The organism is Zooshikella sp. RANM57 (assembly GCF_050749885.1).
Classification (GTDB): Bacteria; Pseudomonadota; Gammaproteobacteria; order Pseudomonadales; family Zooshikellaceae; genus Zooshikella.
In genome coordinates, this window is the sequence record NZ_JBOIUB010000002.1 from 141087 (window position 1) to 156272 (window position 15186).

Consider the following 15186-nt stretch of genomic DNA (forward strand, 5'->3'; position numbering starts at 1 on the left):
GAGAATAAAGTAATGGTGAGCAAAAGGGAGGAGGCTCAGGGAAGACTATTGCCACTGATAAGTTTGTCAAAATAAGCGTCGTACTGGCCATTGTCTTTCAATGTTTTAAGGCCTTTATCGAATAGTTTTATTAATTCCTGATTGGCAGGGTTTTGTTTCGTTAACAACAAGAAAGCAGGGCGGGAAGTAAGTGGTTTTGAATTATTGGTAAAGAGCGAAGCGATATGTCTTGGAAATGATTGGTATATTTGACCATATCCGACCAAAATATCCTGAGGAAATAGATCTAACCGGCCCCGAACCATCATTTGTAATATTTGGGTGTCTGATTTAATGCGGTGTACATTAATTTTACCGGCTTTGTCATACTCATCAAACTGATCAGAAATATGGTAGCCAATCGCAGCACCAATACGATATTTTTTTAAATCATCAAGAGAGTCCCAGGTAAATTCGAATTTTTTTAAATGAAAAAAAACCGCTGTAATCGTCGTAACGGGTTCTTGGCTAAAGTAAAAAAAGGGTTCCCGCTCAGGGGTTTTATACCAGAGAAAGGTTCCATCAATTACACCCTCCTGTGCCATTTTTAATGCTCTGGCCCAAGGCATAAAGCGGAGTTCTACATCAATTTTAGACAGTGCGAAAGCTTCTTTAATGATGCGTCCAGTAAATCCCTTGTCTTCAAGTGTGGGAGATACATAGGGATACCATTCCTCAGCACCCAGTACAACTGTTTTTGCCCATATAGGTTTAGCTAAACTCAGAAACCAATAGAGCACAATAAGCTTAATTAAGGACCTTTGCAGCTTCGTTTTTTTACTGACAAGTTGTATATAAAAATTCAAGGTTGAAGTCATTACATATAGCCATTAATTTTATGGGGTCTTTTGTGTTTTTTGTTGATATTGAATAATAAGTTGATCAATAAATTGCACGGCTGAGTGGTGTTCCATATAGTGTGGTATTAGGTCCATATAATTATCTTTATTGAACTGTTGAAAGGACGGTGAAGCCCATGCTTTTTGAAACTGCTGGGTTATGCGTTTAACTATCTTTGGCGGTGTGGTGGCGTGGAGGAAAAATCCTCGAAACCGAAACATAGGGGTAATGGCAAGCTTCATATCACCTAAGGCGGGTACATCGAGGAATCCTGAAGGTCGTTGTTTCACCAAACTGATAATTGGCTTTATCTGGTATTTTTCAAGTAAAAATTTAACATCACCTGGCTGTTCAATTAATGCATCCACTGACTTATTTAATAGTGCCTGATAGCGTAATTGAGGGCGGTCATAGCTTTCTTGAAAAATGGAAAGATGAAGTTTCTGTTGAAGCTGATTAAGCATTAAATATTCCATTGAACCCGTATTACCTACGTTTGCTACAGTGATAGGCGCATGACTTTGAGCAAACGTTACAAAGCTTTCCCAGTTACTGAAACGGGTATCATCACTACGCACATAGATTTGGTTGTAGGTAAGCTGGGTAATGCCAATAGGGATTAGATCTTTCGTTGGATGGTAGCGGATATAGCCAGCTACATAGTTACTGACAAGGTTATCAGTGGCTTGAAGAACATTGGTACCATCAGGTGTTTGGCTAAAAAAAATTTTAAATGCTTCCGCTCCGCCATCAGCGGGACGGTTTGTAACATACACTTTCAGTGCACTGGTATGTTCCAATGCTTGAGCCATGGCCCGGCTATGTTGGTCTGAGCCTCCACCAACACCATAAGGAACAATAATACGAATGTTGCTTGTTGCAAGCGCGAAGTTCGTTGTTGAGATGAGTAAGCTTAAACAGACACAGAGATAAGGATATTGGGTACAAAGGGGGGTTGTAATTTTGGCAAAAAAGGCCTTAGCTTGCGGTGGTTGTGTAGGTCGCTTGAGAGTGACTAATGACAGCATACCTTTAACCTGCCTGTTATGATCACCCTCTAAGCATAGCAGGAGTTAGTGGCGTATAACGCCTACACACAGCCCTTCTATCGTGAACTCATCGCGCTTCAAATCAACATCAATGGGGGTAAAGTCATCGTTTTCTGGGTAAAGCGTGACCTTATTACGCAGTTGATGAAAGCGTTTTACCGTCACATCACTGGCAATGCGTGCCACGATGATTTGGCCATTGCGTGCTTCATGGGTTTTATGAACGGCGATTAAATCACCTTCAAAAATTCCCGCATCTTTCATACTCATGCCTTTTACACGCAAGAAGTAGTCTGCTTTAGGGTTAAAAAAACCAGGTTCTATGGCACAGTAATTTTCGATATGTTCAGCCGCCAGGATAGGACTTCCTGCTGCGACATTCCCTACAATAGGCAGACCTGACAGGTTACCCTCAGGTAAACGAATACCTCGAGACGTTCCAGGGATTATTTCAATTGCCCTTTTACGCGCAAGGGCTTTTAGATGTTCTTCAGCAGCATTAGGAGAACGGAAACCCAGTTGCTTAGCAATTTCTGCTCGTGTAGGTGGATAACCGGTTGCTTCAATATGCTCTTTGATAAATTGCAGAATCTCAGCTTGCCGCGCTGTTAGTTTGGTCATTACACTGTCCTGATTAACAAGGCTTGCTCAACAAAGTGTGTTTGTTTATATCCACTAAAGGGCATCTCTAATATCCAATACCTAGTGAAAAGGCATATACATCAAGTGTTTGCTTAATGGTATAACCTTACTCCATTCGCCTGGTATTTTATACAGTTACTGTGATTATATACAGAGTGAAAATGGTTGCAAGCCAATGCGCGAGAGGCAGTCCTTGTTATTAAGACATAGCGCGTCTGATTATACTACAGATTGGGTGTATCATGTGAAAGTTAAAACACGCAAAAAATACAGAAAGACTTTTCAGGACATTTTGAGCTATTCTGCAGCGCTGTTATCTATAAGCTATGGGTATATAGCGGTAAGGTGGTATTGGCTTTTGTTTGGGATGTGACTGGCTACTCACTAGAGTAGCCAGCAAAAATGAAAAAGTAGGGGATAAATATGAGGTATTAGTACGACCCGCTCAGGTTAGTCACAAATTTTGCACGAGCAAACGGATGCTTGTCCCCATTGAGTGGTTCGCCAGTGACCTGTCCACTTGCCTCTTTGTTGTTGACAGACACGTGGACACTTATATTGAGCATCTTGGTTATCCCAAATAGGTCCTGCATTAATATCATAGTTGTAGCAGCTATAGTGTGGTTTGAATCGTTTCTGAGGAGGATAACGATCTTCAGGAAATCTATTATAAGGATAACCATCGTTTACCCGTTGTCTAATCATTCGCCACTTTTGATTTGACCGACCATGAAATTGCCATATACCGACTTGTCCTCTGCTGACAAAGTGATCAAGCACAAAATCAGAATTTCGTCGGTTATGTAGGTAAGGACCGCTCCAGTACCAGCGTTGGTGTTTCTCTTTATTACATGTGTAAATGAATGTGGTATTACCTTGTCTGGGATTGCCGGCCTCAAGGCACATATGAGGAGCAGACTTAGGATGGATACGTCCACGGCGGTCCGAAAACCAGAGTTGATTGTCTCGTCCATGACAGTTGTAGGGGATAACAGGTGTTAGGTTTCCTGTACCGTTGCCTTTAACATCAAGGCAGTAACCGTTATTTGACTCAATTTGAAAATAATCCCGGGCTTCTGCAGAAACAGTATGCGTGATAAGTAATACAAACAATGTATAGATAGAATAAAAGGATAAACGAGCGTTGTTTTCTTTTTTATGCATAGGCGATCTTCAACTTATATAAATAATACAAATTATAAAAAAATATTAAAAATTATAATTTGTTATTTTTGTTTTTTGGTGATTTGAACTCACAATTAAATGTATGGAATATTATTTGTAAGTGGAATACGTAATATTACGCATTACTTTGCTGTAATGCTAGTGATTTATACCTATCGAAGGGGGAATAAATAGGAAATAAGTTAATTATACGAAATGATATTATTATCAATCGTGCTTTTTTGAATAAATTTATATGGATACATAAAATATGTTTAGCCGTGTTTTTACGGTAGTATAGGTTGTTAGAAAAGTTCCCTTTATGGTCAACTTTTTACTAATTTTTCTCTTGGTTATAGCTGTTACTTTTATTAACAAAACGTTAGTGCTGTAATTGTGTGTTTTGTTTGTATTAAATTGTCTCATTGATAAGACATTTTTGAATTATTGTGTAGTTGGATTGTTGCGTAGAGAGAATAATGAGGGTTTACATAGGTTAAGAGCATATAAAAAATTGAGGGCGCTAAGCCCTCATTAATCATCCGTACAAGGTGTGTGCTGTTCAGAATCAAGCGGTGTTACTTGTGGACTCATACGACGAATGGATTTAGAGAGCTGATTGATAAAGCGTTGTGCACTGTCAGCCGAGTCAAAGGTTTTAGCTGCGCTTCGATGACTGTATCCCCCACTAGACGTGACATAACATTCGGTAGTCCATCCTCGACAGCTAAGGCTAATAGCCCATAGATTTTTGGTTATGGTTACACATTTGCTATCAGCATAGGTGGCACTACTATGAAAGGGTAAAAATAATATGACTAGTAGTGTCACTAGTTTTAAGCACCGAATAGGTGATTTTTTATTAAATTGTTGCTGGGTATCCATAATAATTAAAAATGTAGAGTATATTTAATGTTGGTAAAAAAGTAATACTAGCAGTTTTTATTATATATATTTAATCTTTTGATGACTAGTTGAATTTAACTTGGTGCGATTGTTCTTGATGAACAGATCTTCAATTAGAAAGAGGTTATACTAACCATAATCAAGTAGCAACAATAAATCTACCAAGGGAAAAGGGCTGCTAATGCTTTAGGATGTCTACATGTCAAAAGTGTTACTTATTATCATGTGTTTGATTGTAAACCATGGTGTTATGGCTGAAAAAATAAAAATAGGTGAGTATCCTCCTTATCTGGATGAAGAGTTAAAGTATAATGGCGTAGCAGCCCATATAGTACAAGAGGCTTTTGCGCAGGTAGGCATCAACGTTGAGTATGGTTTTTTTCCATGGGCACGTAGTTATGAGTATGCAAAGTCTGGTCGCTGGGATGGTACGATTATTTGGGTATACACTGAAGAACGGGCCAAAGACTTTTACTATAGTGCCCCTATTATTGAGGGACCCGCTGTTTTTTTTCATTTGACCTCAACTTCGTTTGAATGGCAAACGATGAAAGACTTAGAAGATATAACCATTGGTGGCGTACTTGCTGCTTCATATACATGGTTTGATAAGGCTGTGAATAATGGCGTTCATTTAAAAATGGAAAGAGTGCCTTTGGATAAAATGAATTTTGATAAATTGCTTAATGAACGAATTCCAGTAACAACGATGGACCTTAACCTCGGTCTTTACCTTCTTAATATTCATTTTGATAAATCGGCTCGCAACAAAATTACTTATCACCCCAAAATAATTACCACTTATGTTTATCATATGCTGTTATCTAAGAAAAATAAGCAAAATAGTTACAGAATTAAAGCGTTTAATAAAGGGTTAGGTTTACTACGGAAGGAAGGTAAAGTTGATCAGTTTATTTTAGGCTCTCGCCAAGGAGATTATCTACTGAAGGATAAGAGGGATAAGCAGTAGACAGTTAATTATAGCTGTATTGATTTGCTGCACTGGATTGTCATCAGGTGTTCGTAAAGCAGACTTAGAATAAGACAACTGCGTTAAAATAATCGACGAACCGATGAGCAAAAGTAATTTATTATCAGGGATGTATGGGTAATCATGACGAGTCAAACTATGGACGCACAAATAAATATGGATGAAACTCATCAGGAAAATGAATTATCTGAATTCCGAAGGTGTGCAGAGACTCATGAGGTGCTTAATCAAGCTACACCGCTAGAAAACTATAATGTTTATTCAGCTGACCCCGCCTTAAAACATTGGTTTTGTTTGTTCAGTCAATCATTAATAGCAAACAAAGATATAGATATTAATGAATCTATTTGTTTGGAATATGGTGCCAAGGTGGGCCAGGAATTACAACAAGCGGGTTTTTTGGCAAATAAATTTACACCAGAGTTTCAATCTCATGACCGATATGGGTATCGTATTGATCAGATTAATTACCATCCTGCGTATCATCAATTGATGACGACAGCCATCAAATATGGACACCATGTTTTACCATGGCAGTCCAATTATTCAAACGCAAATTTAATTCGAGCCACAATAGCCTATTTACATACACAAGCTGACCCTGGCAGTGGTTGTCCATTAACAATGACCTTTGCTGCTGTTCCTACGTTAAAAAAACAGCCAAATATTGCGGCTGAATGGTTACCTAAAGTGTATGCGCAACAGTATGATCCTGATAACAAGCCTTATTTTATGAAAAAAGGGGTGACGATTGGCATGGCCATGACTGAAAAACAAGGTGGCTCTGATGTACGTGCTAATACAACAATTGCCAAGCCCTTGAATAAGGGGGGATCTGGTCAACCCTATGAGTTAGTAGGCCACAAGTGGTTTTGTTCTGCACCGATGAGTGATGCTTTTTTAGTGTTAGCACAAAGTCAGTCTGGATTATCATGTTTTTTATTACCGAGATGGCGTCCTGATGGCGAAAAAAACCAGTTTTATATTCAGCGACTCAAAAATAAAATGGGTAATTTATCCAATGCTTCTTCCGAAGTAGAGTTTCGCGGAGCTTTTGCCTGGATGATTGGCGAAGAGGGGCGGGGGGTAAATGCCATTATTGATATGGTATCACTCACTCGCTTTGATTGTATTATGGGATCAGCTGCATTAATGAGACAGGGGTTAGCGCAGGCTATCCACTATGCTCGACAGCGTCAGGCATTTGGCCGCTTGTTGGTAGATCAACCATTAATGATGAATGTGCTCGCTGATCTTGCCGTTGAGTCTGAAGCGGCATTGGCATTAGGCATGCGCTTAGCGTTTGCGTTAGACCAACCTGATGATGTAGAGCAGCAATTATTTATTCGTCTGGTGACGGCTATTGGTAAATACTGGGTTTGCAAACGAGCTGTGCAGCATACTTATGAAACCATGGAATGTATTGGTGGCATGGGTATTGTTGAAGAAACCATTATGCCACGGTTGTATCGTGAGGCACCTGTCAATGCAATTTGGGAAGGTTCTGGAAATATCCAATGCCTTGATATTTTACGTGCAATAAACAAGCAACCCAAAGTACTTGATGTATTTTTGCATATTGTTTCCCAGGCAAAAGGGTGTGACTTACGTTTTGATTTGATGTTAAAAAAACTGAAGTCTCAACTAAAAGAAGCTCAACATTCTGAGTTTTGTGCACGTAGTGTTGTAGAGCAAATGGCCATTTTATTACAAGCGAGTTTATTGCTGCAGCATGGAAAAACTTATGTTGCCGACGCATTTTTGAAAAGCAGACTGACTGAAGGTCATCATCAGTATGGGACATTACCTTATGGTGTCGAAGCCAAACGTATTATTGAGAATGCTTTATATATAAAGGATTAGTTTTCCGTATTGGAGGATTCGATAGATTGATTAACGGTTCTTCCCCGAATACCGGACATTGTGTTTTATAAAAAGTATTTAGAGAGGTTTTGTATAATAGGAAGCTAATTTGCTAATTAGCGTTAGTTGATAAAATCCTGCACTATAAAAACATCGTTGAGTAATGCGAACTATACTTTCAGTCACAATGCCAACTTTTGGAACAGTAGGTCTGCAGCTAAGTCACGTCAGGGAAGACGGTTATGTTACATTTTTTTAGAAATCTTAAAATATCCACCAAAATACTGTCGTTATCTACATTATTATTGCTTTTTGTAGTGAGTGTTGCGGGTTATAGCTTAAGGCAAATGATGATGTTATCCGATAAGTTGAAAGCGATTGCTAGAGAAGAAGTCTCATTATTAAGTGCTGCAAACGATGTGTCTTCTTTGCAGCAGAAAAAAAATATTTACTTAGAGCGAGCACTAAGATTAGCAATAGAAAACAGAATGGTGACTTCCTTTGTCTTGGAGGAAGCACCAGAGTCAGCAGCGTCACTGCAGCGTAATCAGCAATTAATCAAAACCTCAACAGTGGATATGGGAGAACGTTTGGCTGCAATTGATGCTGTCATTGTTAAACTTCAGGAACAAAACTGGTCAAAGCCGGTAGAACGAAATATTGAAAATATTCGTGAAGAGTTCGGAAAATTAAAGCTGGAAGTAACAGATTTTGATAAAAAAATACAAGTCTTCTTTGCCGATGGGCAGACTTCAGAAGACGTTATGGAAACAGAAATACACAAATTAGAGGGTACACAGGACATTATTGATAAGCATATTGTGGGGTTGATGAGCGGTGTTGAACGCTTAGCACTTGAGATTATTCGTGAATCAGAACAAATTGAAACCAATGCGATTATACGTGCTGTCTTTGTTTCAACACTTGCTGTGTTAATTGGAACAGTCTTAGCCTTTTTTATTGCACAGAATATCCGGCAAAATTTAAACCGGGCTATTGAATCTGCTCAGCAATTGGGGGCTGGCAATTTAACAGTATCTGTTGCCAATAAGGAGCAACAGGATGAGGTTGGTCAGTTATTGAGAGAACTTGAGTTAATGAGCCAGCATTTTCGGAAGGTGCTTGGTAAAGTGACTGAGTCGTCCATGCATATTGCCCAGTTGTCCGCTACGTTGTCCAGTAATACTTCTGAGACAGCGAAAGATACTGAATCGCAACAGAGTGGCATCGAGCAAATTGCATCTTCCATTACAGAAATGGTGAGTTCTATACAGGAAGTATCAAAAAATGCTCATGTAGCGGCAGAGTCTACCCAACATGCAGATCAACAGGCAACAGAAGGGCATGATATTGTTTCTGGTGTCACTGAATCGATTTCAACACTGGTGACCAGTGTTGAAAATACCAGTGAAGTGATAAAACAGTTAGCCAAAGAAACAGCTAACGTTGAATCAATTTTAGACGTTATTGGTAGTATTGCGGAACAAACAAATTTATTAGCATTAAATGCAGCCATTGAAGCGGCTCGGGCAGGTGAACAAGGTAAGGGATTTGCGGTGGTTGCCGATGAGGTAAGAAGCTTAGCCTTAAGAACCCATGAATCTACACAACAAATTCAAACATTGATTCGCAACCTTCAACAACAAGCAACCCATTCGGTAAGTAAAATGGATGAAGGATGTTCCTATGCGGCCGAAACGGTTCAACGTGCGACAAAAGCAGAAGAATCACTGAAAAATATAGCCAATGCGGTGAATACAATTAATAGTATGAATATGCAAATTGCCAGTGCGGCAGAGGAGCAGAGCAGTGTTGCAGAGTTAATTAACCAATCTATTGAAGATATTAGTCATAAAACGCAACTCAATGCTGACCGGACACATCAAATTTCAAAAGAGAGTCATGATCTTTCTTCGTTAGCTGAGACACTCCAGTCAGTGGTTAAACAGTTTAAAACAAACTAGGGCCTGTTAACACGCCGCGACCAGGATTGCAGGAAAGGAGTCATGGCGTGTTTAAGGGCGTTATAAATTATGTAGCTAAAGCGCGTTTCTCTGCTTGTTGCTGTTTGCGCAATGTTAATGATCGATGTAGGCGGCTGACTTGCCAAGGTAGCATAATGGTTAATATAACACTAAGCCATGCGACATTTGTCATGTGTTCTAATGCCCCAGTTTCATTGGTGGTTAATATCAGTGTCGAAATGGCAACCGCAAAACCACTGACTAAATGGCGTACTGCTGATTGGGCGGCCATATAACCGGCTCTTTGCTGGGGGGCTGGTATTCGACTATTCGTTGTTTGTACGGCTACATTTCGCATCGCATTACACGCCATAAAGCCTGCAAAGGTGACCATAACAGGCCAAACGGCTGGCGGCATAAATCCAGTGAAGATGATGGTTAAAGAACCGGCTGCGGCCAACCAGGTGATTGACACTGGCCCCAAACGATCTACTAAACGACCCGTGACGTGCATAATGATATAGGTGGCAAGCCCGCCAATCATATATAAGGTTCCAATTTCTTCTCGGGGGTAGCCCAAGTTGAATTGTATATAAGGCGAAAGGTGAGGTATAAATAAAAAACTGGCACAAATGGCGGTGCCTGTAATGTTCAATCCTTGTCTCATGATGGGGTCTGTTAAGGCTGTGGTCATTTTAAAGGGTGGTGTTTTTCGGGCTGCAGCCAAATGTGCACTTTGTGGTGGTAATACCCAGAAAATAAGCATCATTACAAAAAGTGTACTGATACTGACAAGATAAAAGGGCGCTTGCCAATTAAACCAATGGGCCAGTTCCAGCCCTAATGGCACACCAATAACGGCGGCGGTAGGAAATGCACTCATTAGCAGAGCCATTGCTTTACCACGGCGTTCATCTGGCACATGATCGATAACAATAGCCATTGCCAGGGACGCAGCGGGTCCCCCAAATAAGCCTGCTGCAATACGTGTGGCAATGAGTGAATAAAAACCTGTGGCCAGTGTGGCTAAAAAGGTGCTGATGGCTAATCCCGCTAAGCAACATAAAAGTGCTAAGCGGCGGTCCACGCGGTCAAGCCGATTGGCTAAAAGCAGTGCCATACAGGCTGCCGCAAACGTATAGACACCACCAATAAATCCTGCCTCATCCACTGGGATAGACAATGCCTTGGCAAAGTCTGGACCCAAAGGCATGACCATCATGTAATCAACCATATTAATAAATTGTACAAGCACCATCAGCAAAATAATGACTCGCTCTGAGGGTGCGGCTAAAGACGCTTTATTATCCATTAACTACCTGCTATCTGTTGTATACCTTATCGAAAAAGGGTAACGACTGTTCTCTAAATACATAAGTGTAGGTGCTCTTTAGGCAACGTTTACTTTGCTTTAATGACATGTTTAGCCATTGGATTCTTATCATTGTAAATATTGGACTCTTAGTTGAGGCTACTTGTCGTCATTGAAGGCGATATCATCATTTAAGCAACAAGAGGACAGTTCAGTCGTAAAATTTTATTGATAATCATTATCATTTGCAATAATATTCATGGTACACACTGTTGTGTTCCCCCTCAGCGCTAGACGGGATAAATAAGACAGATCGTCGTTGTATGCTAAGAGGTTTCCATGAAAGAGAGTAAGCGTTCCACAAAAACTGGGGCTGATTTAATTGCACAGTTTCATCAGCAACAAACCCCATTTTTCTTTACGACGGCTAATTACTCGTTGTTAACGTCGGGTAATCAGGCCACTGTAAATTTGGCCTTAAATGATCATGCTGTGCTTTCAACCATACAGGGGGTATTGGCTGATGCACAAGCACGTGGTCATGAAAATCCAATCATTGTGGGCGCAATTCCCTTTGCTGTGGATGCGCCAATGCAGTTATGGGTACCGGAAACGGTTAGCTGGGGTAAACCTTTACCTGAAGTCGCTAACCATACGGCAGATGATGTAGATGTAAAGAGTCATGTTTCAAGTGCAAATAATCATTATGCAATTCAACATACGCCCTTGCCTGAAATGTATATGCAAGGGGTTGAAAGTGCATTACAGCGCTTTCAACAGTCGGATTTAAGCAAAGTGGTATTATCTCGTGCACTGGATATTACATTATCTCAACAGTTGGATATGCCTCAACTGTTAAGTAAGCTTGCACAACATAATCGAGCGGGATATACCTTTGCGGTTTCCTTACCTGCTGATCAGCAACAACACAGTGCTCATTATAAAACACTTGTCGGTGCCAGCCCTGAATTGTTGATTAATAAGCAAGGTGCCACGATTCGGACTAATCCTCTTGCCGGTTCTGCAGCACGTAGTGCTGATAAAAATGAAGACCAGCATCGTGCTAATACATTACTGCAGTCAACAAAAGATCAACATGAGCATGCACTGGTTATTCAGTCGGTTCATGCTGCGCTTACCCCTTTTTGTAAAAAACTTTCAGTACCTGAACAGCCATCATTGATTCATACCGAAACACTTTGGCATTTATCAACCGATATTTCGGGTGAATTAGCGAATTCAACCACAACGGTTTTGGAGTTGGCATCAGCACTTCATCCAACACCTGCCGTATGTGGATTCCCCGCGAACCATGCGCGGGATGCGATTGCTGAAATTGAACCTTTTGATCGAGGTTTCTTTACTGGCATGGTGGGTTGGATGGATAGCCAAGGTAATGGTGAGTGGGTGGTAACGATTCGTTGTGCTGAAGTAGAGGCATTACATTTGCGTTTATTTGCGGGAGCAGGTGTGGTCTCAGGGTCAATTCCACAACATGAATTAAATGAAACGGCCACTAAATTTAAAACGATGCTCAATGCTGTGGGGTTGTCTCATGTAGCTGAGGTTGCTTGATGGAAATTGTTGGGCTGAGAGAAACAAAAGCCTCTGCTGTAAAAGACTCACATTATTTTTTGCAAAAAAATGGTAGCACATATATGGATAGGCGTTTAAAAGCGGTACCTGTTTGGTCGCCAGAGGTTGCCGATAGTTATCGCCAGGCTGGATATTGGCAGGGAATGACGTTTGGTCAGTTGTTACGAAAACATGCTCAGTGCCAAAGTCATCAATTAGCTATTATTGATGCAAACCATCGTTGGACGTATCAACAATTGGATCAATTGGCTGATCAATTGACTGCAGGACTTATTGAGCTTGGTATCGAAGCAGGTGATCGCGTTGTTGTCCAATTACCCAATCGGGCTGAGTTTTTTGTTATTTGTTTTGCATTATTTCGCTTAGGGGCTTGGCCTATTATGGCATTACCCGGTCATCGCTTGGCAGAAATAAGTTATTTTTGTGAGTTTGCCGAGGCTAAAGCCTACTTTATTGCCGATAAAAGTCATGGTTTTGACTATCGTGTATTAGCCAGAAAGGTTATGGCTAAAGCGGCAACTGTCAAACATGTCATCGTGGTGGGTGAAGCAGAAGAATTTTTATCTTTTAATGATTTATTAAATACAGGGAATATATCGGCTGTTCAAGCTTTACCTGAACCTGATCCTAGTACCCCTGCATTATTGCAATTATCCGGTGGTACCACGGGAGCCCCAAAATTAATACCCCGAACACACGATGATTATATTTATAGCTTAAAGGCGAGTGTTGATGTATGTCGGCTGACGTCCCAAAGTAAATATTTATGTGTGTTGCCTGTAGCTCATAATTTTCCCTTATCGTCGCCTGGTACGTTGGGAACACTTTATGCGGGTGGAACCGTTATTTTAGCGGCAGATACTCAGCCTGACCATTGTTGGCAATGGATAGCGCAAGAGCAGGTTACGATGACGGCCTTAGTGCCACCCTTAGTAAATGTCTGGTTAAATGCTAGACAACAATTGTCGTGGGATATCAGTTGTCTTGAGGTTTTACAGGTGGGTGGCGCTCGATTAAGTCCAGAAGTAGCCAAACAGATACAGCCTGTTTTAGGCTGTAAATTACAACAAGTGTTTGGTATGGCGGAAGGGTTGGTGAATTATACGCGTCTGGATGATAGTGATGATGTCATTATTCATACACAAGGAAAGCCGATGTCTCTGGCGGATGAGATTCGTATTGTTGACGATAATGATGAGGTAGTTCCTACTGGCACAATCGGTCATTTACAAACCCGGGGACCTTATACCATTCAAGGTTATTTTAAGGCACCAGAACATAACCAAAAAGCATTTACTGATGATGGTTATTACCGTACAGGGGATCGTGTTCGTTTAACTGAACACGGTTATTTAGTGGTTGAAGGGCGTGCTAAGGATCAAATAAATCGCGGTGGTGAAAAAATTGCTGCCGAAGAAATTGAAAATTATTTAATGACACATCCTGCTGTGCAAGATGCGGCGTTAGTTGCAGTGGCTGATGATGTATTGGGAGAAGCAAGTTGTGCATTTATTGTTGTGTCTGAGATGACAGAAGATAATCAACCCATTGCTCCTCCCAAAAAAATTGAATTAAAGCGATTTTTATTGGCACAAGGTGTTGCTAATTACAAAATCCCCGATCAGTTTGTTTTTATTAAACAATTTCCCAAAACACCTGTAGGCAAAGTAAACAAAAAACAATTACGCACACTGATTGAAACTGAAAATACGTTAGTGCTGGGATAAGTATTGATTACTATTGCTTTGTGTTTTCCAGGTTGCTTGTTCTTCTTTTTTTTGTAAAAAATTATTGATAGTTGGAGGCTGGCTGTTGTGGCTATTCCACGCATTAACACATATAAAATTCCTTCACCAGATTGCTATAAAGCAAATAAAGTGAAATGGACTGTTGACCCAGAACGTGCTGTATTGCTGGTGCATGATATGCAGCAATATTTTCTTGATTTTTATGGCGAAAACTCGTCATTGATTGCATCAGTTATTGAGCATATCCAACATATAAAACAGCAATTAAAACCACTGGGGGTGCCTGTTTATTATTCAGCTCAACCGGGTAACCAAACACCACAACAGCGTGCTTTATTGCAAGATTTTTGGGGTAAAGGTTTAACGGATGATCCTAGCCAGACAGCGATTATTAGCGAGCTAGCACCAGAGGCGGATGATCATGTATTAACTAAATGGCGCTACAGTGCATTTCAGCGAACAGATTTATTGCAACAAATGCATGAGCAAGGACGGAATCAACTTATTATTTGTGGTGTTTATGCTCATATTGGTTGTCAGCTGACTGCAGCAGATGCTTTTATGAACGATATTCAGGCATTTTTTATTACAGATGCGATTGCGGATTTTTCTTACGATGAGCATCTCAATGCAATTAATTATGTTGCACAACGTTGTGGTTACACGTTATCTACGGCTTCTTTGTTGGATAGTTTAGTTGAAAATAATATTGATCATACGACAGATGATGCGCATAATGCGCGATCACATAACGTAAATGTCACTGTACACAGTGCACAGCAAGAAAATATTGAAAGAGAAAGTACAGTAATAACCCAGCAGAAAATATCCACAAAAACCATGGATAACTGGCAACGGCAAGTTGCTAAATGGTTAGATGTTGAGCTGGATGAGCTGGCACCTGATGATAATTTAATTGAATTAGGGTTGGACTCCATACGGGTAATGACGTTGTTAGAACAGTGGCAACAACAAGGGGTAAAAACCACGCTCCTTGACCTTGCAGAAAACCCTACCTTATCGGGTTGGGAGCAGTTAGTCACAGGTTCACCAGCCGTTTCTGTGTGAGGTA

At 40.5% G+C, this 15186-nt stretch carries 12 protein-coding genes; 6 read left to right on the forward strand and 6 right to left on the reverse strand.

The window, feature by feature from the left end:
- Positions 1 to 35: 35 nt before the first annotated feature.
- The 5 genes from ACQ96U_RS05345 to ACQ96U_RS05365 form a co-directional block, all read right to left on the reverse strand.
- A complete protein-coding gene (locus tag ACQ96U_RS05345; protein WP_431720212.1) occupies positions 36 to 857 on the reverse strand; it encodes a substrate-binding periplasmic protein in 822 nt (273 codons plus the stop codon).
- Between the two features lie 18 nt (positions 858 to 875).
- Positions 876 to 1907: a tripartite tricarboxylate transporter substrate-binding protein gene (locus ACQ96U_RS05350; RefSeq protein ID WP_431720213.1), complete on the reverse strand. Its 1032-nt coding sequence runs from the start codon at positions 1905 to 1907 to the stop codon at positions 876 to 878.
- A gap of 45 nt (positions 1908 to 1952) precedes the next feature.
- Positions 1953 to 2549 (reverse strand): transcriptional repressor LexA, encoded by a 597-nt coding sequence (gene lexA, locus ACQ96U_RS05355; RefSeq protein ID WP_431720214.1) that lies wholly within the window; start codon positions 2547 to 2549, stop codon positions 1953 to 1955.
- Between the two features lie 471 nt (positions 2550 to 3020).
- Entirely contained in the window at positions 3021 to 3734 is a 714-nt protein-coding gene (locus ACQ96U_RS05360) for a ricin-type beta-trefoil lectin domain protein (RefSeq protein ID WP_431720215.1), read from the reverse strand.
- A gap of 534 nt (positions 3735 to 4268) precedes the next feature.
- Positions 4269 to 4565, reverse strand: coding sequence for a hypothetical protein (locus tag ACQ96U_RS05365; RefSeq protein ID WP_431720216.1), 297 nt, complete (start codon positions 4563 to 4565; stop codon positions 4269 to 4271).
- A gap of 274 nt (positions 4566 to 4839) precedes the next feature.
- Between ACQ96U_RS05365 and ACQ96U_RS05370 the strand changes: the two genes are divergently transcribed.
- From ACQ96U_RS05370 to ACQ96U_RS05380, 3 genes are all read left to right on the forward strand, one after another.
- The gene (locus ACQ96U_RS05370) at positions 4840 to 5610 is read left to right on the forward strand and encodes a substrate-binding periplasmic protein (protein ID WP_431720217.1); all 771 of its coding nucleotides are present in this window, start codon (positions 4840 to 4842) and stop codon (positions 5608 to 5610) included.
- 144 nt (positions 5611 to 5754) lie between these two features.
- Positions 5755 to 7494, forward strand: a complete 1740-nt coding sequence (locus ACQ96U_RS05375; RefSeq protein ID WP_431720218.1) for an acyl-CoA dehydrogenase family protein — start codon at positions 5755 to 5757, stop codon at positions 7492 to 7494.
- Positions 7495 to 7736: 242 nt separating this feature from the next.
- Entirely contained in the window at positions 7737 to 9458 is a 1722-nt protein-coding gene (locus tag ACQ96U_RS05380) for a methyl-accepting chemotaxis protein (RefSeq protein ID WP_431720219.1), read from the forward strand.
- Between the two features lie 67 nt (positions 9459 to 9525).
- On the opposite strand, the gene ACQ96U_RS05385 is transcribed toward ACQ96U_RS05380, so the two are convergent.
- Complete coding sequence (locus ACQ96U_RS05385) at positions 9526 to 10770, reverse strand: MFS transporter (protein ID WP_431720220.1); 1245 nt, start codon at positions 10768 to 10770, stop codon at positions 9526 to 9528.
- A 339-nt stretch (positions 10771 to 11109) separates the two neighbouring features.
- Between ACQ96U_RS05385 and dhbC the strand changes: the two genes are divergently transcribed.
- The 3 genes from dhbC to ACQ96U_RS05400 all read left to right on the forward strand — a co-directional run bounded on the left by dhbC (position 11110) and on the right by ACQ96U_RS05400 (position 15182).
- Positions 11110 to 12345 carry an isochorismate synthase DhbC gene (gene dhbC / locus ACQ96U_RS05390; RefSeq protein ID WP_431720221.1) on the forward strand — a complete coding sequence of 412 codons (1236 nt, stop codon included), beginning with the start codon at positions 11110 to 11112 and terminating at the stop codon, positions 12343 to 12345.
- Complete coding sequence (locus tag ACQ96U_RS05395) at positions 12345 to 14093, forward strand: (2,3-dihydroxybenzoyl)adenylate synthase (RefSeq protein WP_431720222.1); 1749 nt, start codon at positions 12345 to 12347, stop codon at positions 14091 to 14093. Before dhbC ends, ACQ96U_RS05395 begins: the two co-directional genes overlap by 1 nt.
- Positions 14094 to 14243: 150 nt before the next feature.
- Positions 14244 to 15182, forward strand: coding sequence for an isochorismatase family protein (locus ACQ96U_RS05400; RefSeq protein ID WP_431720223.1), 939 nt, complete (start codon positions 14244 to 14246; stop codon positions 15180 to 15182).
- Positions 15183 to 15186 lie beyond the last annotated feature (4 nt).